Source organism: Citrobacter sp. CK191 (genome assembly GCF_030333435.1).
GTDB lineage: Bacteria > Pseudomonadota > Gammaproteobacteria > Enterobacterales > Enterobacteriaceae > Citrobacter_B > Citrobacter_B koseri.
Genome location: NZ_JAOWFX010000011.1, coordinates 113,622 through 137,426, shown reverse-complemented (window position 1 = coordinate 137,426; position 23,805 = coordinate 113,622). Strand labels below are relative to the sequence as shown.

Sequence of the window (23,805 nt, the reverse complement as noted above, 5' to 3'; positions counted from 1 at the left end):
TTTTTTATTGCTGCTTACAGGCGTTCCACGCCTCGATAAAGGCCTGGGCATTTTTTGCCGTCTGGTTTACGGTTTGTCCGGCGCGGTACAGATCGCTGCCTAATCCTGCGCCAATGCATCCTGCATTCAGATAGTCAGCCAGATTGTCGGGACGGATGCCACCGACGGCATAGAGTGGAATATGCGTCGGTAGAACGGCTTTTAATGCGCGGATGTATCCTGGCCCCAGTTCGCCTGCCGGGAAAATTTTTAATGCGCTGGCGCCGTGATGGATCGCGACAAACGCTTCGCTGGCGGTATGACAGCCGATACAGGTCGTCATTCCGGCATCTCGTGCCGCGTCAATAACTGACGGGTCGGTATTCGGCGTCAAAATAAACGAGCACTTGAATGCGGATAACAGGTTAACTTCGCTAACAGCGGTCACGGTTCCTGCGCCGATATGTATCGTCTGACCATAGTGTGCAACGGCTATGGCGATACTGGTTTGCCAGTCGGGGGAATTCAGCGGAATTTCTACGGTGGTAAAACCTGCTGTTGCGAGTACATCAATATGCGCCAGAACTTCATCGGGCGTTATACCTCGTAGTATTGCGACTAAAGGATTACGGATGTTCATGTAAAACACTCCTGATGCCGTTAATGAATGCTGTTTCACCGTTGAGGAGGCGACAGCGCTGGCCAAAAAGCTGGAATACGGTCTGGTAGCGGACGAGCAGCTCGTCGCTGCCGACCAGTACAATTTCTTCGTGTGCAGGGATTGCGTAATGTTGCAGCATTTGTGCGATTTCATGGCCGATCAGCAGACCGGATAAGGCATCAAAAAGCGCGTCCTGAGGAAGGACATGACTTAGTGTTCGTGCTCTGAGATCAAAGACGCCGCGAGAAAGGCAGTTTTCATGTTGACCACGTTTTGCGCCCGCTAAAAAAGCATCGACATTGTGCTGTTGTACCGTTGCGTGTTTTCCCACGATGGAGTGTCGGGTCAGCAGGTGGAAAAATTCGCCGGTCATGATGGTTTGAAAATCACGGACCGTATCGTTCTCCATGCGTACCCATTTACTGTGGGTGCCAGGGAAGGCATACCAGCTATTTTCTGATAACGCGCCAAGAAGCTGTGTTTCTTCACCGCGCATCACGTTACAGGTTTCAGATCCCGCTAACTGCAAACCAGGAATGATGAATACAGGGAGATGGCCCGCGTCATGAACTTGAGTGAGATGCTGCGACAGGGTTTGCAGGGAGACCGGACAGAGTAAATAGTGACTGTCTACCCAGCCAATATTGCTGCCAATCATGCCGCTCATGATAACCGTCGTATTATCTGCCAGAGTGTGTGGGCACTGTTCGAGCAATGTCAGCCAAATATCTTTGAACTGCCCTGCATGGTGATTGATCACCCCATCATGACTGGCGTGACGCCAGACACAGCTCCCCTTCTGGTAAACCCACAGGCGTAGGTTGCTGGAGCCCCAGTCGACGGCAATAAAGTTCTCTGAATTGAACATACTTCGTTCCTGATGCCATAAAAAATGGCCCGCGAGCGGGCCGGAGACGGGTAATTACTTTTCAGCAATATCCATTTTTTTATCGAAGTTAATGAGCAGCGAGCAGATGAGGTAACCCACTGCGGCCAGCGCAAAGAACATCATCGCGGCATAGTAATTACCGGTAGATTGCACCAGGAAGCCGATAAAAATAGGCAAAATGGCAGCGAACAGGTTACTGGTAAAGTTCATGGTGCCACAGATAGTCCCTGCTACCGATTGTGCTCCCAGCAGACCCGGTATTGACCAGTAGACACTGGCCCAACGTAACGGGAAGAGCGCGATTGTCAGCAATGTAATCGCAATGGCTGGTGTTGAACTTTGGGCGCACAGAAAAATCCCTACCCCTGCGGTAGTGGCGGAAATTGCCAACATGGTATGCATAACGCGGCTGGTTTTTGCGCCTTTACTGAGCCATTTATCCATGATGTAACCGCCTGTGAGCTGACCAATAAAGCACAGCAGGAAGATCAGCGCCATCGCGCCACCCATCGACTTAATATCAAAGCCATAAGTGGCCTGGAAATAGAGTGGCAGCCAGGTCATCAGGCCATAGAACACAAAGCTGTAGCATACCCATCCGCCGATCAACGCAAGCACATTGCGCTGCTTGAGGTAAGGTTTGATATCAGCGAGACGGTATTTTTTACTGTTGGTGGCTGGGCCGTTTGCCGCGGTGATATGGTCCAGTTCCGCCTGGTTAATACGTGGGTGTTCTGACGGATAAGTACGGATATACCACCATGCCAGTAAACCGACGAGCATCGTGCCAACCCCCGCGACAACAAACGCCATACGCCACGAGTCGAAAAAGGCAATCAACCCGGCGATGATGACCGCACCCAGCGCGGTTCCTAATGGCGCGCCGCCATCGAGCAACATTGAGCCGCGCCCACGCTCAGTTGGCGTTAACCATGTCCCCATTAATTTTGCGCCTGCGGGCATGATAGGGGATTCTGTGACGCCCAGACCAAGACGGGAAAGCGAAAGCGTGAAAATGGAGTGACATAAGGCGGCAACGGCCTGGAATGCTCCCCATAAGATGGTAGCCAGTGCGATAATATTTCTGGCTTTGAACTTATCTGCAATCACGCCGCTGGGAATTTGCATCAGCGCATAAGCCCAGAAGAAAGCGCTATGGATAACACCGACAACCCGGGTATCAGTAATGCCAAATTCATCGGTAATATAGGGCATGGCAATAGAAAGCGATGTGCGATCAATATAATTAATCGCACCCAACAAAAGCATAATAATAAATATTCGCCATCTTACTGTTGTAGCCTTTAATTTTTCTTCTTCAGTATTTACGTTAACAATAGACATAGGAACTCCTTGCCATGCTCATAGTGAGCATGGCGGTACGAGGTATTGTTATATTGTGGAGCGTTACATTATGGAGCCAATTGTCCAGGGGACAAATTCCTGACTACCATAGCCAAATTCTTCACTTTTTGTTTTTTTGCCGGATGCCATATCAAGGATCATTTGATAAATACGTTCACCGACTTCTGCGATCGTCTCTTCACCTTCGACAATGGTGCCGCAGTTAATGTCCATATCTTCCTGTTGGCGCAGCCAGAGCGCGTTGTTGGTAGCCAGTTTCAGGCTGGGCGTTGGTTTGGATCCAAATGCCGAACCCCGGCCAGTGGTGAAGCAAAGCAGATTCGCGCCGCCTGCGATTTGCCCGGTAACGGCAATAGGGTCATAGCCGGGGGTATCCATAAAGACGAACCCTTTTGCTGTAACTGGTTCTGCGTATTCATAAACCTCTGTCAGATTAGTGGTTCCGGCTTTGGCAATACCGCCGAGGGATTTCTCCAGAATCGTGGTAAGTCCGCCAACCTTATTACCTGCTGAAGGGTTGTTATTCATTTCGCTTCCGCTGCGACGACAGTAGTCTTCCCACCAGTGAATCCGCGCAATCAGTTTTTCGCCAACCTCGCGCGAGACAGCGCGGCGGGTCAATAAATGTTCTGCGCCATAAATTTCTGATGTTTCAGACAGAATGGCCGTGCCACCCTGCTGTACCAGCTTATCCACCGCATAGCCGAGCGCTGGATTGGCGGAAATACCGGAATAGCTGTCAGAGCCACCGCATTCCAGCGCCAGAATAATTTCCGAGGCGGGAATGGGTTCGCGGATGACCCGGTTCGCGAGGGGAAGCATTTGATTTACCAGATCAATCCCTTTCTGAATGGCATGCCGTGTTCCGCCAACGTCCTGGATAGTATAGCTGTGCATCATTGGACCATCTTCCAACCCATGGGCATTCATCATGTCTTTGATTTGGCTGGACTCACAACCCAGCCCAATAATAATGACGCCAGCAAAGTTGGCGTGTGTGGCGTAACCTGCCATCGTGCGCCGCATGACCGCCATGGACTCACTTTTAGAGCCAATCGCGCAACCAAAACTTTGTGGAAGCGACACCACGCCATCGACATTTGGGTAATCGGCTAGACCGTGTAGACGAAAATGATCCTCAATCGCTCTGACGACCGTCGCGCTACAGTTAACCGAACTTAAAATGCCAATATAGTTACGCGTGGCGGCACGCCCGTCAGCGCGACGAATTCCCTGAAATATATCCTGATGTTCGGCGGGTGTGGGGGAATGCCGATCCACGCCCCAGGCGTAATCACGCTCAAAATCGCCCATGCCCAGGTTGTGCATATGTATATGCTCGCCGGCTTGAATAGGTTGGGTAGCGAAACCGATAATCTGCCCATACCGTTTCACTGCCTCTCCGATGTTTAGTGAGCGTAGGGCAATTTTATGTCCTGCGGGAATGTCGCTGATAACTGTAATTTGTTCTTCTTCAAGCCAGGTGCCAGCGGGAACACACTGTCTTGCGATAACCACATCATCTTTTGGATTGAGTTTTAGTACAGGGTTGATGTTCATTATCATTGCTCTCATGCTGATTTACAGAGTAATACGGGCCAGAATATTTCGAACAAGGGCTGTTTTTTCCTCATTGAGTGGTAAGGCTGGTGGAACTACGGCAGTTGAAATATCCACTCCAGTTAATTTGATAGCTGTCTTGATGACGCCAAAAAAAGGCTGTTCTAATGCATACAGAGGAGAAAGCGTTGCCAGTTGCTGCTGTAGTGCTTTAGCCGTAGTGAGGTCTTCACGAATAAATGCCTGATATATGCCTCTGGTAATGTGTGGGGCAAAGTTAAATGTTGCAGGGATTCCACCGTGACCGCCCAACAATAGCGTATCAAGCAAATATTCGTCATAACCGCTAAAGACAATAAACTCCGGGCGGAATGGGTGGACGCGATTAATAATTTCCCGGGTGTGGCTGATGTTATCAATGGTGTCTTTAATTCCTACAATATTAGGCACTTCACGGGCGAGTCGGGTGATCACGTCCAGACCGATATCCTGGCCAGTTAACTCAGGGAAGTTATACAAAAAGACAGGTATACTGAGTGCTTCGGCAATGCGTTTGTAATGCGTAAAACGCGCGTCATCACTGAGTTTCGCATAGTAAGGATTCACCACCAGTACGCCCGTAGCGCCTGCGTTTTGTGCGTGTTCACCTAACTGGATGGTTTCTGCGGTGCTGGCGCAGGCAATACCAATTAACACCGGTACTCTTCCTGCAACATATTGCAGACTGAATTCGGCGATCTGTTTTCTCTGCTCAGTGGAAAAATGTGAAAACTCACCGCCGCTGCCCAGAATCAGCATTCCGTCAGCCCTGTTGTTAATGACATGGTCAATCATGGTGGCCATTCCGGCGCGATCTAATTCGCCATGATTGTCAACAATGGTTGGGACTGGCGGAAAGATACCTTTAAATACGTTCGACATTGCTACCTCTTGTTCAGTATATGGAACTAATGTTCTGTATATTGAAATTAGTACAGCAAATATCCAAATCATTCGTCAATGATTTTTGCAGAACAAATGAACAATTGTGATAGCGATCTGATTTAGGCGGTTAACATTTCAGGAATTGCCTGTGCTTCCTCTATGCGCAAAAAAGCCGCATTCCTGAGGAAAGTGATTGCGGTATACTGAGAGGAGTCTATGAATAGAAAAGATTAATTTCGTATGAGCCAGGATATTACGACCTCTGTTCCCGCACTGGATAAGACGGTAAAAATCTGTAATTACCTCTTCAATACACCAGGGGCGACGTTCAGCCAGATCCAACAAGATTTAGCATTACCTAAAAGCAGCACGTCATCATTGTTAAACGCATTGGTCGAACATCACCTTTTGCGTCTGGAAAAGGGGCGCTTTTTCCTGGGCCTGAAATTGTACGAATGGGGTAATCGTTCGCTGGAGCAATTTGATATCCGCAACGTTGCTCTGCCTGTTCTGGAGAAATTGCGTGAGCAAACCGATCTGACCTGCCATCTGGGTATCCTGGATGAAGTCGCGCCCATTTACCTAATGAAGCTTGAGAACACTCAGCCAATCGGTATTCGTACTTGGGTCGGTAAAAAGCTGCCGATGCACAGTTCCGGCGTGGGGAAAGCGCTTTGTGCCTGGTTACCGCAGGACAAAATGGACGAACTTTTGCCGGATGAGCAGTTACCGCAATACACTGAGACCACCATCACCAGTAAGAAAGCCTTGCTAAAGGAGTTTGCCAGAATCCGTGAGCAAGGATGGGTCTTTGATAACGCGGAAGATTCCCCAGGTATTTATTGTATCGCTGCGCCGGTGTTTAATCGTAATCATGAGGTGATTGCTGCGATCAGTATCAGCGGTGTTGAATTGCAAATGCCAAAAGAGTGCATTCCACAATATTCGCAGTGGGTTCGTGAAGCCTGTCAGGCGCTTTCTGCAAAGTTGGTTTAACAGGGCAGGTTATGATTTGGATTATGCTGGCCACGCTGGTCGTGGTGTTTATTGTTGGCTTCAGGGTGCTCACCTCGGGGGCCCGGCGTGCGATTCGTCGGTTAAGCGAGCGTCTGGGCATCAGCGTGGTGCCGGTGGAGTCAATGATCGACCAGATGGGTAAAGCGCCTGGAGAGGCGTTTTTACAGTACCTGCATCGTCCTGATGAATCACATCTGCAAAATGCCGCCCAGATATTGCTGATCTGGCAGATCGTGATTGTGGATGGCAGCGATCAGAACCTGCAACAGTGGTATCGTCAGCTGCAAAAAACGCGTCTGGCCGCGCCAATTACTGACGCGCAGGTACGCCTGGCGCTGGGGTTTCTGCGCGAAATAGAACCGGATATGCAAGAGATTAACGCCTTCCAGATACGCTACAACGCCCTTTTTCAACCTGAAGATGGCGTGCACTGGTTGCATTGAGAACGGTATGTGCCATTTTGCATATAACGAATGGTGTTAATTGCTTATCAGCGAGACTCATCAGGCCAGCACTTTTAGTCCGTGCTTTTGCACAATGGTAAGAAGCTTCAACGCTATACCGCCGGGGCGCTTTGCGCCGCTCTCCCATTTTTGCACTGTAGAAACGCTGGTATTCAGATAGCGCGCGAAAACGGGCTGGCTGACGTTCAGCTTCTCGCGTAGTGCTTTGATTTCAAGCGGCTGAAGATCCTCCACGCTACTGAGGCATGCTTTGTCAAAGTTGCGCATCGTTTCCTGGGGAATGGCATCAACGCTGAATAATCCAGAAGCTGCGCTGTGAATAGCTTCAAAAGCAGGGCTTTTGAATTTATTTTTTGCAGTCATGGCAAATCTCCACCAATTCTTTACTTTTAATCAATGCCGTCATTTTATCTTCAGCGAGACCAGCATAATGCTTTGCTAACTCGCGGAACCCGGCTAATTCACCGTTGTCGATGTTTGCCATATCCTGTTTGGCATATAAAAATGTATAAAACCAATGTATACCTCCTTTTGCGAGGATGATCGCGCGATCGCGATTCTGATTGAAGCGTTTTTTGTAAACCCCACCACCGAGATCCTCCACTTTTCCCTGCATTGCTGCTGCAATAACCTTACATAACTCTTCGTCTTTGATTGCATGGGACTTTGCTTCCCTGGCAAACCATTTGGTTTTAAATACACGCATCGGGTTGACATCCTGTAACCGCAAGTATAGCACTTAGTGCTATATTATGTCCTTTTCTTCCCGCTGTGAATGCGAAGGCGCGCGAATATCATGGCGCATTTTTCATCATGCGATCGGGTAAGCATATTTCCCTGCAACAAAGGAAAGTTGCTAAAACGTTAAATGCGTCACACTTTAGATGTTACACTGCACGGCTTTTCTGGCAGAGAAAGACGCAGGTAACGAAATGAGTGCAAGAATCGAAGAACAATCCCATGCTGAGACGATTATCCGGCCAAACTGGTCGGCTGTTTTCGCTGTGGCGTTCTGTGTTGCCTGCCTGATCACCGTTGAGTTTTTGCCCGTCAGCCTGCTGACGCCGATGGCGCAGGACCTCGGAATCTCTGAAGGCGTCGCCGGGCAGTCGGTAACGGTAACGGCGTTTGTCGCCATGTTTGCCAGCCTGTTTATCACCCAAATTATTCAGGCGACCGATCGTCGCTATGTGGTGATCCTGTTTGCCGTTTTATTAACGCTTTCCTGTCTGCTGGTCTCGTTTGCAACTTCCTTCACGCTGCTGTTGGCCGGGCGTGCCTGCCTGGGGCTGGCGCTGGGGGGATTCTGGGCGATGTCGGCTTCGTTGACGATGCGTCTGGTGCCGCCGCGTACCGTGCCTAAAGCGTTGTCGGTTATTTTTGGCGCGGTCTCCATCGCGCTGGTGATCGCCGCGCCGCTGGGCAGTTTTTTAGGTGGGATTATTGGCTGGCGTCATGTTTTTAACGCGGCGGCGGTGATGGGCGTACTGTGTGTTATTTGGGTAGTGAAATCGTTACCTTCGCTGCCTGGCGAACCGTCTCACCAAAAGCAAAATATTTTCAGTCTGTTGCAACGTCCCGGCGTAATGGCGGGGATGATCGCCATCTTTATGTCCTTTGCCGGACAGTTCGCGTTCTTTACCTACATCCGCCCGGTGTATATGAATCTGGCGGGCTTTGATGTCGATGGCCTGACGCTGGTGCTGCTGAGCTTTGGCATCGCCAGTTTTGTGGGAACGTCGCTCTCCTCTTTTATTCTTAAACGCTCGGTCAAACTGGCGCTGGCAGGCGCGCCGTTGGTTCTGGCCGTCAGCGCGCTGGTGCTGACGTTGTGGGGAAGCGAAAAAGTGGTGGCGGCAGGGATCGCGATTGTCTGGGGGCTGTCGTTTGCGCTGGTGCCGGTAGGGTGGTCAACGTGGATCACCCGTACGCTTGCCGATCAGGCGGAAAAAGCCGGGTCCGTTCAGGTTGCGGTGATCCAGCTTGCCAATACCTGCGGTGCGGCTGTTGGCGGCTATGCGCTTGATAACCTTGGTCTGCTGTCGCCGCTGGCGCTCTCCGGCAGCCTGATGTTGCTGACGGCGCTGCTGGTGACGGTAAAAGTTCGCATACAAACGACGCGATAATACATCAAAAGGGGTGATGATTCGGTCACCCATGATGTTTTACATATCCGGGCATTCGACTTTGCCGAGCGCTTCCCAGTAGTTATTCTGGTTGTTCCTTTCTATCGCCACGATCGCCTCGCGGATGTGCTGTTGATTACTCTCATTCGACATGATCATCTTTTCCCATGCCTCATCCGACAGCGATGCCTGCGGCGTACACATTTTGCGTAGCTCTTTCAGGACGGTGCTTTTTTCGTTAGCGGTCTGAAGCGAGCTATAAGGCGAGTTAGCCAACGCAATGCCTGGTAGCGCGAGAAGGGCGGTAAAGAGCAGCAGAGCGGTTTGTTTCATCGTCATCATCCAGTATTTAAAGTTTAAGCATAAGTATAGACAGAACACGACTCTCTCAGCGGTCCGCATTACTTCGCAAAACCGTCTCGTCTGTAAGTTGTAGGCGGATTCTCCCCTCTCTCTCACTTTCTTGCGCAGCAGAATAGTGTATGTTCTGAACAATCATTTATTTCTTAAGCGGTAAAGAGATGAGACGGATTGAGGTAATACTGGGGGAACTCGAACGGCTGACGCGCGGGCTGAATCTTGCCGATCTGGCGCAGGAGACGGCATTTACGGCGGAAGCCATTGGCTTTAACCTCGGGCTGGCGCGCAACTCGGTCAGTAAAGATCTCAATCAACTCTGCAATGATGGTCTGGCGATCAAAAGCCGGGGCCGCCCGGTGTTTTTCCTGCACCGTCAGGCGCTGGAAACGCTGCTGGGGCGTAAGCTGGATGACGCCGAACGTGAAGTACGTACGATTGCCGATCTGTTGCCGCGTCAGGAAGGGCACACAATCGACGATCCTTTTACCGGTCTGATTGGCTACGATCGCAGCCTGCGCGATGCAGTAGAAAAAGGCCGCGCCGCAGTGCTTTACCCCCACGGGTTGCATGTGTTGCTGACCGGACCTTCCGGCGTTGGCAAAACCTTCTTTGCTGAACTGATGCACCGCTTTGCCTGCGAGCACGCCGCAGGCTCCCCGCCGCCGCTGGTCTATTTTAACTGTGCGGAATATGCCCATAACCCGGAACTGCTCTCTTCGCACCTGTTTGGTCATCGACAGGGGGCGTTTACCGGAGCGAGCGAGAATAAACCTGGCCTGGTGGAGCAGGCGGACGGCGGCTATCTGTTGCTGGATGAGGTACACCGTCTGCCATATGAAGGGCAGGAAAAGCTGTTCTCTATTCTCGATAAAGGTGAATACCGTCCGCTGGGGGCAAGCAGCAAGGCGCGTTCGATATCGGTACGCCTGATTTGCGCGACGACAGAACCGGTAAGTTCGGCGTTGTTGCGTACTTTTCAGCGGCGTATTCAGGTCTGTATCGATCTGCCGGGCATTCGCCAGCGTTCAATCGAAGAACAGGTGGAGCTGATTGTCGGCTTTCTGCAACGTGAAAGTCGCAAAATTGAGCGCACGGTGAGTATCGACAAGACGCTGCTGCTCTGGCTGCTGAATAAGCCGCTGGAAGGCAACATCGGCCAGCTCAAGAGTGATATCCAGTTCCTCTGCGCTCAGGCGTGGGCGTCGGGGATGACGGAGCATAACGATACGCTGCAACTGGATAAACGGCTGGCGGAAATGCCGTTTAACGCCACGCCGGAGCAACGTTTGCTGGTGGACACGCTGTTTGACGGCAAAGAGCGCTTGAACGTTGACGCGCGCACGTTGCCCGCCTTGAAAACGTCGCTGGCGACGGGTGCCGAGATTGAAGAGAGCGATCTCTTTTACAGCTTCCTGACCCGCGAATACGTCAATCTGCGCAACAGTAACGTGCCTCCGGCGGAAACGCTGGCGATCCTGAAAAATAAGCTCAGCTCGATTTTTGAATATGGCCTCTACAGTCGCGACAATATTGCGCATCCGCCGCGTTATGGCGACCAGATTGAGGAGCGCGTGACGCTGCTTATTGGCTGCGTGGAGCAGGTGCTTACGTTTACGCTGCCGGAGAACCTGGTAAATCCGCTGCGTAAACATTTTCTGGCGCTGATTGGCTACGTTCAGCGCGGCCTGATCCCGCAGCTTTATTCTTCCAGCCTGATCCTCGATCGTTGCAAAGATGAGTACGACAACGCCACATTGTTGTGCCGAAAAATCAATGAATTGCTGCATATTCAGTGTCCGGCGACGGAAGTGGTCTGGCTGTGTCTGTTCCTCAAAGAGTGTCGTCATTATCGTCAGCGTATCGATGCCAGCCCGGACTGCGGGGTGATCCTGATTGCTCACGGCGCAACAACGGCCACAAGCATGGCGCAGTATGTGAATCGGGTGCTGGAGCGCGAGTTGTTCAGTGCTATTGATATGCCGTTTGAGCAGTCGGTGCATGACACGCTGGAAACCCTGACCCAGATGATTCAGACCCGACGTTATCAGCGGCTGATCCTGATGGTGGACATCGGCTCGCTGGTACATTTTGGCAGTACGATCAGCAAATTATTCCAGATTGACGTTCTGCTGATGCCAAATATAACCCTGACCAGCCTGCTGGAGGTGGGGCTGGATTTAAGCTATGAAACCAGCGACCTGCCGCAGCTGGCGGCGTTAATGCAGGGTAAAAGCATCCCCTGCCAGCTTTGTACGCCACAGCAGGAAAGCAGCGGCAAAGTGCTGGTTATCTCCTGTATTACTGGCATGGGCACGGCGGAAAAAATCAAAAAGGTGCTGGAGGAGAGTTTTGGCGAGCTGATGTCGCAAGACACGCGGATGGTGATCCTCGATTACAACGATGTTCGCAGCCTGGAGCGCGTCCAGCAGTCGCTGCATGCCAGTGAACGACTGGCGGGTATTGTTGGCACCTTCCAGCCGGGGCTGCCGGATATTCCATTCATTTCGCTGGAGGAATTGTTCTCTGAGCAGGGGCCGGAACTGGTGTTGAGCCTGTTAACGCCGGACCTCACCAGCGCTGAACGCCGCCTGGAAATGGAACGTAGCGCAATGCGCTTTATCAGCGCGCTGACGATGGAGAGCATCATCAACCATATTTCAGTGCTTAACCCGCAGCGCATTCTGAAAGAAATGGAAGGGGTGCTTAACCATCTGACCACCGCGCTTTCGCTGAAACCAAGCCGCCAGGTGACACTGCGCTTCCTGATCCACTGCTGCTGCATGGTCGAGCGTATTGTGATTAACCGAAAACCGTTACAGATGGCGCTGGAAAACAAACCGGATCTGGATGCCCGCGCGTTTAGTGTCATCAAATCGGCTTTCCTGCCGATTGAAGAGGCTTATGCCATCCGTTTATCGGACGCGGAATATTTTTATATCTACGAATTACTCTATAGCTGATCCCTTATCTGGCGTGGCGCTGCGCCTCGCCAGACCTCTCTTCTCCCCTCGCGTGACACAAATCCTGGCACAGCCTTTGCTCTTACTCTGATGAGTTTTGCCGGATGGCGTTTGCTATTCGTAGGCCCGGTAAGCGTAACGCCACCGGGCAATGTGTGCCGGATGGCGGCGTAAACGCCTTATCCGGCCTACGGCGGTGACGCTATCGGGCATTGTCAGTCTCATGTAATCGAGCCAGGAGGCCATTTTGACTACCACTGAATCCTTGCCCCAGATCCTGCTGCTGACGCATGGCGGCTGGGGACAACAGCTCTGCAACAGCCTTCGCATGGTGATGGGGGAAATTAAAGGCGTAACAGAAATTGCGCTCATGCCCGTGGATACGCTGGGCGAGTTTTATCAACGTGTCGAAGCCGTGGTGAAAACCATGCCAGAAGGCTCACTTATTCTGACCGATTTTGTTGGCGGCACGACCTCCAACGTGGCGGCACGACTGAGTGCGGATTATCCGGTGGCGGTGGTTTCCGGGCTGAACGCCTCGCTGCTGCTGGAGGCGCTGGATCGGCGCGAACACGGCCCGCTTACCGCCTGCGTGAGCGGTCTGGTGGAAGCCGGGCGCAGCAGTTGTCTGGATGTCGTCGCCCATGTTCGTCAATTACAACAATCACAATAAGGAAAATCATTATGGCAAACATCGTGTTATGTCGCATCGACAGCCGTCTGATTCATGGGCAGGTCGTGACGAAGTGGGTCGGACAATCCCAGGCGAACCGGATTGCCGTGGTCAGTGACGAACTGGACGCCGATCCGTTTATGAAAAATATCTATCTGATGGCCGCGCCGCCAAACATCAAAGTGGATTGCTACAGCAACCAGAGCTTTGCGGCATCGTGGAAAGAAAACCAACTCGGCGATGGCAATGTGCTGGTGTTGTTCCCGTCTCTGGCGGCCATTCAACAGGCCGTGCAGCAGGGATTTGATGTCACCACCATTCAGGTTGGGGGCTTAGGCGGCGGGCCAAACCGCAAAGCGGTTTTCCAGAACATTACGCTCGATGAAAAAGACGTTGGCATTCTTAACGACCTGAAAAGTCGTGGGATTCAGGTGTTCTTCCAGACTATCCCGGAAGATAAACCACAGTCGCTGGACGATATCCTGAAAAAATTCTAACCCTCTGATAATGGGATAACACTATGGATACTTTAGTCTTTGCAAGCCTGATGGGGTTGTATTACTGGTTTGCCCGATTACGCCTTGGCTACACCTTCTCCGCCATGCTGCTTCAGCCGGTGGTTGTCGCGGTCTTTGTGGGGCTGCTGCTCGGGAATATGCAGACGGCGATGATCATCGGGGCGGGTATGCAGCTCGTCTATCTGGGCGTGACCTCGACGCCGGGCGGCAACGTGCCGTCAGATCCGGCGCTGGCGGCCTGTATCTCGATCCCCATTGCGGTTAAAGCCGGAATGGACCCCAACCTGGCGATTGCGCTGGCGATTCCGTTTGGCGTGATCGGCGTATTCCTCGACCAGCTACGCCGTACGCTGAACGCCGCCTGGGTACATATGGCCGACAAACACGCGGAAACGGCAAACATGGCGGGCATTATGCGCTGCGCTTTCCTTTACCCGGCGTTACTCGGTCTGGCGCTGCGTTTCCCGGTAGTGTTCGCCGCCAACTATTTCGGCCAGAACGTAGTGGAAAGCTTCCTCAAGCTGATGCCGCACTGGCTGACCCACTCCTTTGAAATCATGGGCGGGATCCTCCCGGCGCTGGGCTTCGCCATCACCATTATGGTGATCGGCAAAAAGAGTCTGCTGCCGTGGTTTATCGGTGGATTCTTCGCGGTGCTGTACCTCAAGGTCGACATCATGGCGATGGCAATCTTCGGCACCTGTGTGGCCTTCCTGATTAAAGGCCTGGCGAAAAATGAAGGAGCAGCATGATGAGCAGCGACGTAATGCAACATGAACTGGTTGAGCGTGCGCGGGAAACCGGAGCGCTGACCAAAGCGGACATCACCAGGGCGTGGTTTATCTACTGGCTGGGCGCGGAGGTTTCTAACTCCTATGAACGTTTACAGAGCCTGATTTTCTGCGCCTCGATGACGCCGATCATCAAAAAACTCTACCCGCAAAAAGAGGAACAGGTGGAAGCGCTGAAGCGCCATCTGAACTTCTTTAACTCAGAACAGACCTTTGGCGCGGTGATCCAGGGCATCTCCATCGCTATGGAAGAGCAGAAAACGCGTGGCGAACCAATCAGCGACGCCTCCATCACCGGGATTAAAACCGGCCTGATGGGGCCGCTGGCCGGGATGGGCGATTCCATCGTCTGGGCGGCGGTGATGCCGCTGTTGATTGCGATTTTTATTCCGTTCGCCGCCAATGGCAGCGCATTCGGGGGTATTGCGCCGCTGATTCTCTATCCGGCCATTACGCTGGCGATCAGCTACGGCCTGATTCACAAAGGCTATACGCTGGGGCGTGATTCCATCGTCGGGCTGTTGCAAGGGGGGCGAATCAAGGAACTGATCTACGGCGCTAACGTGCTGGGGCTGATCATGATGGGGGCGCTGTCGGCGAGCTACGTCAAGATCACCACCCCGCTGAAAATCAGCGCCCTGAAAGGTTCTGAAGTGGTGGTTCAGCAGATCCTCGATTCGATTGCGCCTGGCCTGCTGCCGCTGGCGGCAGTGTTTGCCATCTATATCTTTCTGGTGAAGAAAGGGCCGCGTTATACCACCATTCTGCTGTCGATTGTGGCGCTTAGCGTGGTCTGCTCGCTGCTGGGAGTGTTGTAAGCCATGACACAGAATATCTATCAACAGCTGGGGCTGAAGCAGGTGATTAACGCCTGCGGCAAGATGACGATTCTTGGCGTCTCCAGCGTCGCGCCGGAGGTGATGCACGCCACGGGGCGTGCGGCCTCCGCTTTTGTCGAGATCGACAAGCTGGTGGAAAAAACCGGTGAGCGCGTCTCCCGCTATACCGGCGCTGAAGACAGTTATGTCACCTCATGCGCCTCGGCGGGAATTGCGATTGCCGTTGCCGCCGCCATTACCCGTGGCGACCCGTTCAGAGTAACACTAATGCCGGACAGTTCCGGTATGGCCAATGAAGTGGTGATGCTGCGTGGGCATAATGTGGATTACGGCGCGCCGATCACCAGCGCAATCCGTCTGGGTGGCGGGCGCGTAGTGGAAGTGGGGTCGAGCAACCTGGCCGCGCGCTGGCAACTGGAGAGTGCGATTACCGATGACACCGCCGCCCTGCTGTATGTGAAATCACATCACTGCGTGCAGAAGGGGATGTTGGGCATTGAAGACTTCGTCCAGGTGGCGCAGATCCACAACCTGCCGTTAATTGTTGATGCTGCTGCCGAGGAGGATTTGCACGTCTGGGTGGCGAGCGGCGCGGATATGGTTGTCTACAGCGGCGCGAAAGCCTTCAATGCGCCAACCTCTGGATTTATCACCGGCAAGAGAACGTGGATCGCCGCCTGCAAAGCGCAGCATCACGGCATCGCCAGAGCGATGAAGATCGGTAAGGAGAATATGGTCGGGCTGGTGTATGCGCTGGAGAATTATCACCAGGGGCAGACGGTAGTCACCGCCGAACAGCTTCAGCCGGTAGCCGACGCCATTTCAGCGATTCGTGGGTTGAGTGCGGATATCGAGCAGGATGAGGCCGGGCGCGCGATCTGGCGTATTCGTATTCGGGTGAATGCCCGTGAACTGGGGCGGGATGCCCGCGAAGTCGAAGCTCAGCTGCGTGGCGGCGATATCGCCATTTATGCCCGTCGCTATAACCTCCACCAGGGCGTTTTCAGCCTCGACCCGCGAACGGTCGCAGAAGGGGAAATGGCGTTAATCGTGGCGCGACTGAAGGAGATTGCCGACCATGCAGCAGATTAATTTTTATCGTAATCGTGTGGCGATTAACGTACTGGCGAAAGATATCGCCAATGCCAGGGAAATCTATGATGCTGCCGAAGGCCATGTGGCGATCGGCGTCCTCTCCGCACAGTTTGCCTCAGTGGAAGACGGTGTTCAGGAGGTAAAACGCTGGATGGCAGAAGTGCCGTGCATCTCCGTGGGGCTGGGAGCGGGCGATCCGGCGCAATACTATAAGGCGGCGATGATTGCTGCAAAGGTACACCCGGCGCACGTCAACCAGACCTTTACCGGATGTGGTTTTGCCGCTGGCGCGCTGGCGGCAACGGGCGGCGAAAAAACGCATATCAACGCGCTGGTCAGCCCGACAGGCACGCCGGGCGAGGTGCTTATCTCTACTGGTGTTCGCAGCAGCCAGGGGACGCCGGCCCGCGTTTCCTGCGATGCAGCGGTACGCATGATGCAGGATATGGGGGCGCACGCGGCGAAGTTTTTTCCGATGGGCGGCGAGACGTCGTTACCGGAGCTGTATGTGCTGGCAACCAGCGCAGCCCGCAACGGGATGACGCTGATCGAACCGACCGGCGGCATTTCCCTGGAAAATTTCGGCGTTATTTTGCAAACCTGTCTGGAGGCGGGCGTGCCGCGCGTGATGCCGCATGTTTACAGCTCGATTATCGATCCGCAAACCGGAAACACCCGGCCTGACGATATCGTCAGGTTAATGGAGATCGTGAAAGCGCTGGTTTGATGGCGTAGTTTACGTAGGCCCGGCAAGCGTTCGCGCCACCGGGCTTTTTGTATATGCCTTTTTCTTCTTGCTGATGCCTTTTCGTTTTTTAAACCGCAGCGGCCTTCCCGCTATAGTCATTTCATTACCCATCAGATGGTTATTTAATAAGGATAAAAACGTGAAATTGACGATACCTCATTTACGGGCAGGGGCGGCGGTACTGTTGGCGGGCATATTGCTGGCGGGGTGCGATCAGCAAAGCAGCGACGCGAAACACATCAAAGTCGGCGTGATTAACGGCGCCGAGCAGGATGTGGCGGAAGTCGCGAAGAAAGTTGCCAAAGAGAAGTACGGTCTTGATGTGGAACTGGTAGGATTCAGCGGTTCATTGCTGCCTAACGATGCGACCAATCACGGCGAACTGGACGCCAACGTGTTCCAGCATCGACCGTTCCTCGAACAAGATAACAAAGCCCATAACTACACGCTGGTAGCGGTAGGCAACACCTTTGTTTTCCCGATGGCGGGCTACTCGAAAAAAATTAAAACGGTTGATCAACTGAAAGACGGGGCGACGATCGCCATTCCTAACGATCCGACCAACCTCGGGCGTGCGCTCCTGCTGCTGCAAAAAGAGAAGTTGATTACCCTGAAAGAGGGGAAGGGTCTGTTACCAACGGCGCTGGATATCACCGACAACCCACGTCATCTGAATATTATGGAGCTGGAAGGCGCGCAGCTGCCGCGCGTACTGGACGATGCGAAAGTGGATGTGGCGATCATTAGCACCACCTACATCCAGCAAACCGGACTTTCGCCGGTACATGACAGCGTCTTTATCGAAGATAAAAACTCGCCGTATGTGAACATACTGGTGGCGCGGGAAGACAACAAAGATGCTGAAAATGTGAAAGCGTTTTTGCAGTCTTATCAATCGCCGGAAGTTGCGAAAGCCGCAGAGACTATCTTTAACGGTGGGGCGGTGCCGGGGTGGTGATCGGTAACGCTTTAAGTTAAATGAACTTTATCGCCAGAGACTCTTTTCTGGCGATAACATGCAGCATGGTATTTTCCGCTTAACGACAATAGCGAAATTTCTCTTCTTTTTTCCCCGTTCGGAGTTTTCAACAAACTTTCCCCTTCCATTCTTTTTTGTGCTCAAAAAAGCCGATTCTAATAGTGGATTGTCCTTTTTTGTAAGGTTGTGGTAAGCAATCTTTAGATTTTTATACTGAGAAATAGTAGGTGATTAAAAGAAAAGATCGTTCCGGTAAAATTCCTGGAAATGGTATGTATTGTAACCTTGGCTTAACAATAGTTACGTTTAGAATCTAAATAGGATTATTCTTGCAAAAAATTAAAAAAATGATTTGTTTGTAATAACTCATTAATTATTAATAAATTATATAAAATACTTTAGTCGTATTGTCAGGATTATTCTCGTAATTCTAAAAGTGGTGTTTTCTGGCTAATAATGCAGCAATAAATGTGATCGTTTTGTTCTTGTTTGTTTGATATTTGGTTTTTATTGTGTTTTTTATATGTTTAAATTTCGACTGTTTTGGGTCGTGCAGTGATCTGGATCAATTTATTTGATTTATAAAATTTTATCTTTTTTTAACTGATACTGTCTTATAAAAACCTGGTTATCGATATATTTTGCATGGTGAATAGCGCAGATATTATGCGGTACTTTATTTTCCTGTAAGCATTTGGATTTGATTTCTTTTGGTTGAAAAATCCTAATATTGCGGATGAAAGTTTTGCGTATATTATGTCAATGGAACCGGAAGGTGTTATTCAGTACTCATTTTTGATAATGGGGTGAGGTTTGTTTTGCCTTAATAACACATTCAAAACGTCGTTCATTTATATCAACAACACCAGGGGAATTTATTATGCGTAAATATAATTATGCGTTATCCGCGTTAGCAATGGTTATCACTTCAGCATTTACTGCTTCAGCATTTGCGGTGGATGGAACTATTACAATTAACGGACAAATTACTGATACAACTTGTACTATTTCTGTCGACGGTGGCAGTAATGATGCAACGGTAACGCTGCCAATCGTTTCGTCTACTACGCTCGGCGCAGCAGGCGCAACGGCAGGTGCTACGCCGTTCACTATCTCGCTGAGTAACTGCTCAGGAACATCTTTAAATACCGCCAGCACCTACTTCGAACCTGGCGCTTATGTTGATAGCACAACCGGTCGTCTGAACATTGATTCAGCAGCGGCAGATGCAGCGACTAACGTGCAGGTTCAATTATTAAATGCCGATCGTAACGCCATTGTTGCAGGGGCTTCAGTAGCGAATGGCCAGAATGATATCCCTGTCGATATCTCTTCTGGAAACGGTACGCTGAATTACTTTGCGCAATATTATGCCACTGGCGCATCTACTGCGGGTTCTGTAACGACTCAGGTCGATTACACCATGGTTTACGAGTAATAAAGACAGGAGTAAAGGCAGCGTCCTTTACTCCTGATTATGAGGTGATGAGATGTTAAAGATATTATCTTCCGGGCTGGTATTGTTATTTTCGGCGTTCTCACTGAACGCTATGGCTGACGTTGTGATTAACGGAACACGCATTGTATTTAATGCAAAAGACAAGGAATCAACGGTACAGTTAAAAAACCGGGGGAATAATCCTTATCTTTTACAAATATGGATGGATGATGGTAACCCAAATGCAAAGCCTGGGGAGATCACGGTTCCGTTCCTCATTGCTCCTCCCGTTGTTCGTATTGATCCGGCGAAAGGGCAAGCTGTGCGAATCATGGCGACGAACCCGTCATTGCCGCAGGACAGGGAGTCCTTGTTTTGGTTCAACATGCTGGAAATTCCGCCAAAAGCACAGGATTCAACGTCGGGCAAAACGCATATGCAATTGGCATTTCGTACCCGAATAAAATTATTCTATCGCCCGGATAATCTGCAACCAACACCATTACAGTCTTATAAAGAATTAAAAATATACCAGCAAGGGAACAACATAAAAGTAGTAAACGACTCTCCCTATTACATCACTTTCAGCAAGGTTGAGATTCGTCGAACAACAGGGTCAGCTGTATTAGCTGCTGTAGAAAACTTCCCCCAACGTATGGTGAAGCCGAAAAGCGAAATAGTATTCCCGCTCGCTAATAAAAAATCGACTCAATTGAGCGGTGCTTCAGTTTTTTACAGTGTAATAAATGATTATGGTGGAGAAACAACAAATGAGCAAAAATTACAAAGTAGCCCATAACGTTATTTCTTGTCCTCTGAGATTAACCCGCATTGCTCAATTCGTTGTTTTATCTTTTATTTCTGTTCAGGTTGCCTTCGCTGAAAATGATGAAGTGCAATTTAATAGTGATTTTTTACGCTCAGCGATTGATGTTAGCAACTATTCTCAGGGAAACCCGGTTCCGCAGGGACAATATAATGTCGATCTGTATGTGAACGACAAATGGCGAGGGCGTGGTGAAGTTAAGTTCGAAAATGATAAAAGCAATGCCGTGGTAGCCAAACCGTGTTTTACGCTGAAGCTGATATCAACGCTGGGAATCGATATTGATAAAATTGATCCAATGCTGCGCCAGTCGTTAAAGAATAATGAAAGTTGTGTGCGTATTGGTGATATATCTTCTGATTTAACAGCTTATTACGATGTGACGACACAGCGCATCAATGTGCAGGCGCCTCAGATATGGCTGCTTCGCCAGGTTCGCGGCTATGTTAATCCTGAATTATGGGATAACGGTATTCCTGCTGCGACGTTGCAATATGATTACAACGCATGGCATGCAGAGATGTCTGGAACGGACTCTATGTCATCTCAGTATCTGAGCCTGATGGGAGGGCTCAATTGGGATGCCTGGCGCTTACGCTATCGCGGTGTTTTCAACTGGAACAACGATCAGGGTTGGCATTATGACTCAACCAGCACTTATCTTGAGCGCGGCATTATTCCGCTGCGCAGCAAACTGGTGATGGGTGATTCCACCACGGATGGCCAGGTCTTCGACAGCGTTGGTTTTCGGGGCGTAATGCTGACTTCTGACGATCGTATGTATGAGGATTCCCAGCGAGGCTATGCGCCAGTCATTACTGGTGTTGCAAACACCAACGCACTCGTCAGCGTGAGTCAGCGCGGCGCGCGTATCTATCAAACGACGGTTCCGCCTGGCGCGTTCCGTATTGATGACCTGTATCCCAATGGCACCGGCGGCGATCTGCTGGTAACGATTAAAGAGGCAGATGGGAGTGAGCACAGTTTTACCGTGACCTATGCTTCCATCGCTGAACTGCTCCGTCCGGGAACCAGTCGCTATTCGCTGATGGCGGGGCGCTATCGGAATACCTCCGTGAATGAGAAACCACAGATTGCGATGGGGACATTCCGTCATGGTTTTACTAACTTACTGACCACTTACACCGGTGCGATGGGCGGGGAGGATTATCAATCGGTCGCAGGTGGCGTCGCGCTCAATACGCTCATTGGCGCGCTTTCTGCTGACATAACGCATGCGCGAACGACGCTTGCGGATAACAGTAAACGTGAAGGCCAGAGCATCCGCTTTTCATTTGCCAGGATTCTGCCCGTCGTTGATACCAATATCACCCTGGCGAGCTATCGCTATTCCAGCTCCGGTTATTACGATATTGACGATGCGATGTTGATGCGTGATTTAGAGCGGACAAATAAAGGGGCTTATTCCAGCAGCATTAACCGCAAGAATCGTCTGCAACTCAGCGCAACGCAAACTATTTCCGAGACGCTTGGGAGCATTAATCTCAGTGCCAGCACTCAGGATTACTGGAACAAAAGCGGGCGTGATACCGAGTATCAGTTGGGTTACACCAATGCGTTCAAGTGGTTCAATTTTAACCTCAACGCCAGCCGTACCCGCGATTTAGTGAAAGACAAATGGGATAACAAAATCGCGATAGGGATTTCCCTGCCGTTAGGGAACAGCGCGCGCTCGGCTTATCTCAGTACCACCTATGTTCAGGAAAGCGGGCATCGGGGGCTGCAAAACTCAATCGCCGGCACCTCCGGGGAGAACCGTCAGTATAACTGGGGCGCGTTCGTCAATCAGGATGACTACGACCATAGCAGCAATAAAACCACGGGCGGCGTCAGTGGTAACTGGACTTCGCCGTGGACCAGCATGGGCGGCAGTTTCTCAGCAGGCCAGGGCTACCAGCAATACGGCATGAACCTCTCTGGCGGTGTTGTCGCCTGGCAAAATGGCGTTGTGTTGACGCCGATCATGGGGGACACCATGGCGGTCATTGAAGCGGAACATGCGGGAGGCGCAAAGGTGGCAAACAACAGCAGCCTTAGCCTTAACCGCAATGGTAATGCCGCAGTGCCTTACCTCTCACCCTATCGCCAGAACACGATTGAGCTCGATCCTCGGGGGCTATCGAATGACATCTCCCTGGACGTCACCAGCCAGAACAGCGTCCCTACCGCAGGCGCCGTGGTGTTGATGAAATACGCCACGGATACAGGGTATTCCGTGCTTTTCACTCTCCGCCATGCCGGTGATGTGCTGCCTTTTGGCGCCGATGTGGTCGATGAGAGCGGCAATACTGTCGGTTACATCGCCCAGGGTGGGCAAAGTTTTGCGCGCGTTAAGAATCTGGCGGGCAAATTGCGCGTGAAATGGGGTAGTGGATCGGGTCAGGAGTGCCAGTTCAGTTACCGCTTATCAGAGCAGAAAAGCGCAGATGTCGCCGACTTACGTCGGGCTGATGCGGTATGCCAGTAATTAAGGAGTGAAAGATGAAAACTATCGTAACGGGCATTGCCCTCTCTTTTCTGGCACTGGCGGCGATGTGCGGCGTGGCGCGAGCGGACGGGACGTGGGTGAACTGTGAGCGTACCAATGGCTACTACCAGTACTTTGACTCTACGACCGTACAGGTGGGTAAAGATGCTGCCGTAGGCGATTTATTAGGGACCTGGGCGACCTCTTACAACCCGACGGCATGGACCTGCTCTCATCGTACCAATTATCAAAGCTACGCCATCCCGATGGCGGTACAGGGGTATCCCCCCTACACCGTTTGGGGAACTACCCAGGTCGATGGGCAAACGTATACTGTCTATAACACGACGGTAAAAACCGGGTTGGGGTATATCGCTCGCTGGCGCTATACGGTAAAAGGGCAAACCAGCGACTGGTATCCTCTTACTATTGCGACCGGAGGGCAGCAGACGCCTTCGCAGTTATTTACGGTGACAGGCGATGGAAGTTCATGGAATCTCGGCGTGGATGTCCAAATCCGTTTTGTAAAAACCTCGACATCGTTAACCGCAGGCAGCACTTCCGTCTTTGACCCGATGTATATGCGACACTACCAGACATACGGGGGCAGTACGTCTGTTGGCAGCGGCACCTATATGATCGCTGATTTTCTGGCGGGAGGGCTGATAATATCCACCACCGGGGGAACCTGTACGACGTCGGATGTCACGGTTAATTTACCGGCTGTTAGCCGAACGGATTTTAGTGGTATAGGTTATACCGCTGCGCGTACTGATTTTAATCTGAACTTTACAAAATGCCCGGCAGGGTTATCGAGCATCAGCTATTTGTTTACGCCGACCACGGCCATTATTGATAACGCCAACGGTGTTTTTGCGCTGGCGAGCACCTCAACGGCGAGCGGCGTGGGTATCCAGTTGTTGGACGATCAGAATATCCCTCTGTCGTTTAATACGGCATATCTCCTGACGGATTATGATCCGGCTCAGGACAATGCGAATTATACCGTGCCACTGCGTGCCGGTTTATATCAGACTGCGGCAAATGTCTCTTCTGGCGATGTCAGAGGTGCAGTGACATTCACCCTTGTCTATAAATAGAGGAG

The 23,805-nt window shown here is 51.4% G+C and carries 23 protein-coding genes; 15 read left to right on the top strand and 8 right to left on the bottom strand.

Annotated features, from left to right (window positions below; all coding sequences use genetic code 11):
* Positions 1 to 4 precede the first annotated feature (4 nt).
* The 5 genes from OGV82_RS03410 to OGV82_RS03390 all read right to left on the bottom strand — a co-directional run bounded on the left by OGV82_RS03410 (position 5) and on the right by OGV82_RS03390 (position 5,375).
* Positions 5 to 619: a 2-dehydro-3-deoxy-6-phosphogalactonate aldolase gene (locus OGV82_RS03410; RefSeq protein WP_012000764.1), complete on the bottom strand. Its 615-nt coding sequence runs from the start codon at positions 617 to 619 to the stop codon at positions 5 to 7.
* Positions 606 to 1,508 (bottom strand): 2-dehydro-3-deoxygalactonokinase, encoded by a 903-nt coding sequence (locus OGV82_RS03405; RefSeq protein WP_047460180.1) that lies wholly within the window; start codon positions 1,506 to 1,508, stop codon positions 606 to 608. The genes OGV82_RS03410 and OGV82_RS03405 overlap by 14 nt, the downstream gene beginning before the upstream one ends.
* A gap of 54 nt (positions 1,509 to 1,562) precedes the next feature.
* Positions 1,563 to 2,873, bottom strand: a complete 1,311-nt coding sequence (locus OGV82_RS03400; protein ID WP_052194432.1) for an MFS transporter — start codon at positions 2,871 to 2,873, stop codon at positions 1,563 to 1,565.
* A gap of 63 nt (positions 2,874 to 2,936) precedes the next feature.
* Complete coding sequence (locus tag OGV82_RS03395; protein ID WP_024130069.1) at positions 2,937 to 4,454, bottom strand: UxaA family hydrolase; 1,518 nt, start codon at positions 4,452 to 4,454, stop codon at positions 2,937 to 2,939.
* 21 nt (positions 4,455 to 4,475) lie between these two features.
* Entirely contained in the window at positions 4,476 to 5,375 is a 900-nt protein-coding gene (locus OGV82_RS03390; RefSeq protein ID WP_024131072.1) for a dihydrodipicolinate synthase family protein, read from the bottom strand.
* 243 nt (positions 5,376 to 5,618) lie between these two features.
* Between OGV82_RS03390 and OGV82_RS03385 the strand changes: the two genes are divergently transcribed.
* A complete protein-coding gene (locus OGV82_RS03385) occupies positions 5,619 to 6,374 on the top strand; it encodes an IclR family transcriptional regulator (protein WP_012135815.1) in 756 nt (251 codons plus the stop codon).
* 11 nt (positions 6,375 to 6,385) lie between these two features.
* Positions 6,386 to 6,838, top strand: coding sequence for a DUF1198 domain-containing protein (locus tag OGV82_RS03380; protein ID WP_012135814.1), 453 nt, complete (start codon positions 6,386 to 6,388; stop codon positions 6,836 to 6,838).
* A gap of 60 nt (positions 6,839 to 6,898) precedes the next feature.
* On the opposite strand, the gene OGV82_RS03375 is transcribed toward OGV82_RS03380, so the two are convergent.
* Together OGV82_RS03375 and OGV82_RS03370 are read right to left on the bottom strand one after the other, a co-directional pair.
* On the bottom strand, positions 6,899 to 7,222 hold the full coding sequence (locus OGV82_RS03375; protein ID WP_047460187.1) for a helix-turn-helix domain-containing protein: 324 nt from the start codon (positions 7,220 to 7,222) through the stop codon (positions 6,899 to 6,901).
* The gene (locus tag OGV82_RS03370; protein WP_047460189.1) at positions 7,206 to 7,565 is read right to left on the bottom strand and encodes a type II toxin-antitoxin system RelE/ParE family toxin; all 360 of its coding nucleotides are present in this window, start codon (positions 7,563 to 7,565) and stop codon (positions 7,206 to 7,208) included. Before OGV82_RS03370 ends, OGV82_RS03375 begins: the two co-directional genes overlap by 17 nt.
* Before the next feature lie 226 nt (positions 7,566 to 7,791).
* On the opposite strand from OGV82_RS03370, the gene nepI reads away from it, so the two are divergent.
* The gene (nepI, locus tag OGV82_RS03365) at positions 7,792 to 8,985 is read left to right on the top strand and encodes a purine ribonucleoside efflux pump NepI (protein WP_024131071.1); all 1,194 of its coding nucleotides are present in this window, start codon (positions 7,792 to 7,794) and stop codon (positions 8,983 to 8,985) included.
* A 39-nt stretch (positions 8,986 to 9,024) separates the two neighbouring features.
* Here the strand turns inward: nepI and OGV82_RS03360 are convergent, their stop codons facing one another.
* A complete protein-coding gene (locus OGV82_RS03360; protein ID WP_024131070.1) occupies positions 9,025 to 9,318 on the bottom strand; it encodes a YicS family protein in 294 nt (97 codons plus the stop codon).
* 188 nt (positions 9,319 to 9,506) lie between these two features.
* Here OGV82_RS03360 and dagR point away from each other — a divergent pair, with 188 nt between their 5' ends.
* The 12 genes from dagR to OGV82_RS03300 all read left to right on the top strand — a co-directional run bounded on the left by dagR (position 9,507) and on the right by OGV82_RS03300 (position 23,800).
* Entirely contained in the window at positions 9,507 to 12,305 is a 2,799-nt protein-coding gene (dagR, locus tag OGV82_RS03355) for a transcriptional regulator DagR (RefSeq protein WP_047460192.1), read from the top strand.
* A gap of 247 nt (positions 12,306 to 12,552) precedes the next feature.
* Entirely contained in the window at positions 12,553 to 12,978 is a 426-nt protein-coding gene (locus OGV82_RS03350; protein ID WP_024131069.1) for a PTS sugar transporter subunit IIA, read from the top strand.
* 11 nt (positions 12,979 to 12,989) lie between these two features.
* On the top strand, positions 12,990 to 13,475 hold the full coding sequence (locus OGV82_RS03345) for a PTS sugar transporter subunit IIB (protein WP_042323421.1): 486 nt from the start codon (positions 12,990 to 12,992) through the stop codon (positions 13,473 to 13,475).
* 23 nt (positions 13,476 to 13,498) lie between these two features.
* A complete protein-coding gene (locus OGV82_RS03340) occupies positions 13,499 to 14,248 on the top strand; it encodes a PTS mannose/fructose/sorbose/N-acetylgalactosamine transporter subunit IIC (RefSeq protein ID WP_012135807.1) in 750 nt (249 codons plus the stop codon).
* Complete coding sequence (locus OGV82_RS03335; RefSeq protein ID WP_012135806.1) at positions 14,245 to 15,105, top strand: PTS system mannose/fructose/sorbose family transporter subunit IID; 861 nt, start codon at positions 14,245 to 14,247, stop codon at positions 15,103 to 15,105. Before OGV82_RS03340 ends, OGV82_RS03335 begins: the two co-directional genes overlap by 4 nt.
* Before the next feature lie 3 nt (positions 15,106 to 15,108).
* Complete coding sequence (gene dgaE / locus OGV82_RS03330; RefSeq protein ID WP_047460197.1) at positions 15,109 to 16,218, top strand: D-glucosaminate-6-phosphate ammonia lyase; 1,110 nt, start codon at positions 15,109 to 15,111, stop codon at positions 16,216 to 16,218.
* Complete coding sequence (gene dagF / locus OGV82_RS03325) at positions 16,205 to 16,948, top strand: 2-dehydro-3-deoxy-phosphogluconate aldolase (protein WP_047460201.1); 744 nt, start codon at positions 16,205 to 16,207, stop codon at positions 16,946 to 16,948. The genes dgaE and dagF overlap by 14 nt, the downstream gene beginning before the upstream one ends.
* Before the next feature lie 160 nt (positions 16,949 to 17,108).
* Complete coding sequence (gene nlpA / locus OGV82_RS03320) at positions 17,109 to 17,927, top strand: lipoprotein NlpA (protein WP_024131067.1); 819 nt, start codon at positions 17,109 to 17,111, stop codon at positions 17,925 to 17,927.
* Positions 17,928 to 18,828: 901 nt separating this feature from the next.
* On the top strand, positions 18,829 to 19,386 hold the full coding sequence (locus tag OGV82_RS03315; protein ID WP_080750342.1) for a fimbrial protein: 558 nt from the start codon (positions 18,829 to 18,831) through the stop codon (positions 19,384 to 19,386).
* A 52-nt stretch (positions 19,387 to 19,438) separates the two neighbouring features.
* Positions 19,439 to 20,185 carry a fimbria/pilus periplasmic chaperone gene (locus OGV82_RS03310; protein WP_049008079.1) on the top strand — a complete coding sequence of 249 codons (747 nt, stop codon included), beginning with the start codon at positions 19,439 to 19,441 and terminating at the stop codon, positions 20,183 to 20,185.
* 94 nt (positions 20,186 to 20,279) lie between these two features.
* Entirely contained in the window at positions 20,280 to 22,700 is a 2,421-nt protein-coding gene (locus OGV82_RS03305) for a fimbria/pilus outer membrane usher protein (RefSeq protein ID WP_223849112.1), read from the top strand.
* Positions 22,701 to 22,714: 14 nt separating this feature from the next.
* Positions 22,715 to 23,800 (top strand): fimbrial protein, encoded by a 1,086-nt coding sequence (locus OGV82_RS03300; RefSeq protein WP_049008083.1) that lies wholly within the window; start codon positions 22,715 to 22,717, stop codon positions 23,798 to 23,800.
* Positions 23,801 to 23,805 lie beyond the last annotated feature (5 nt).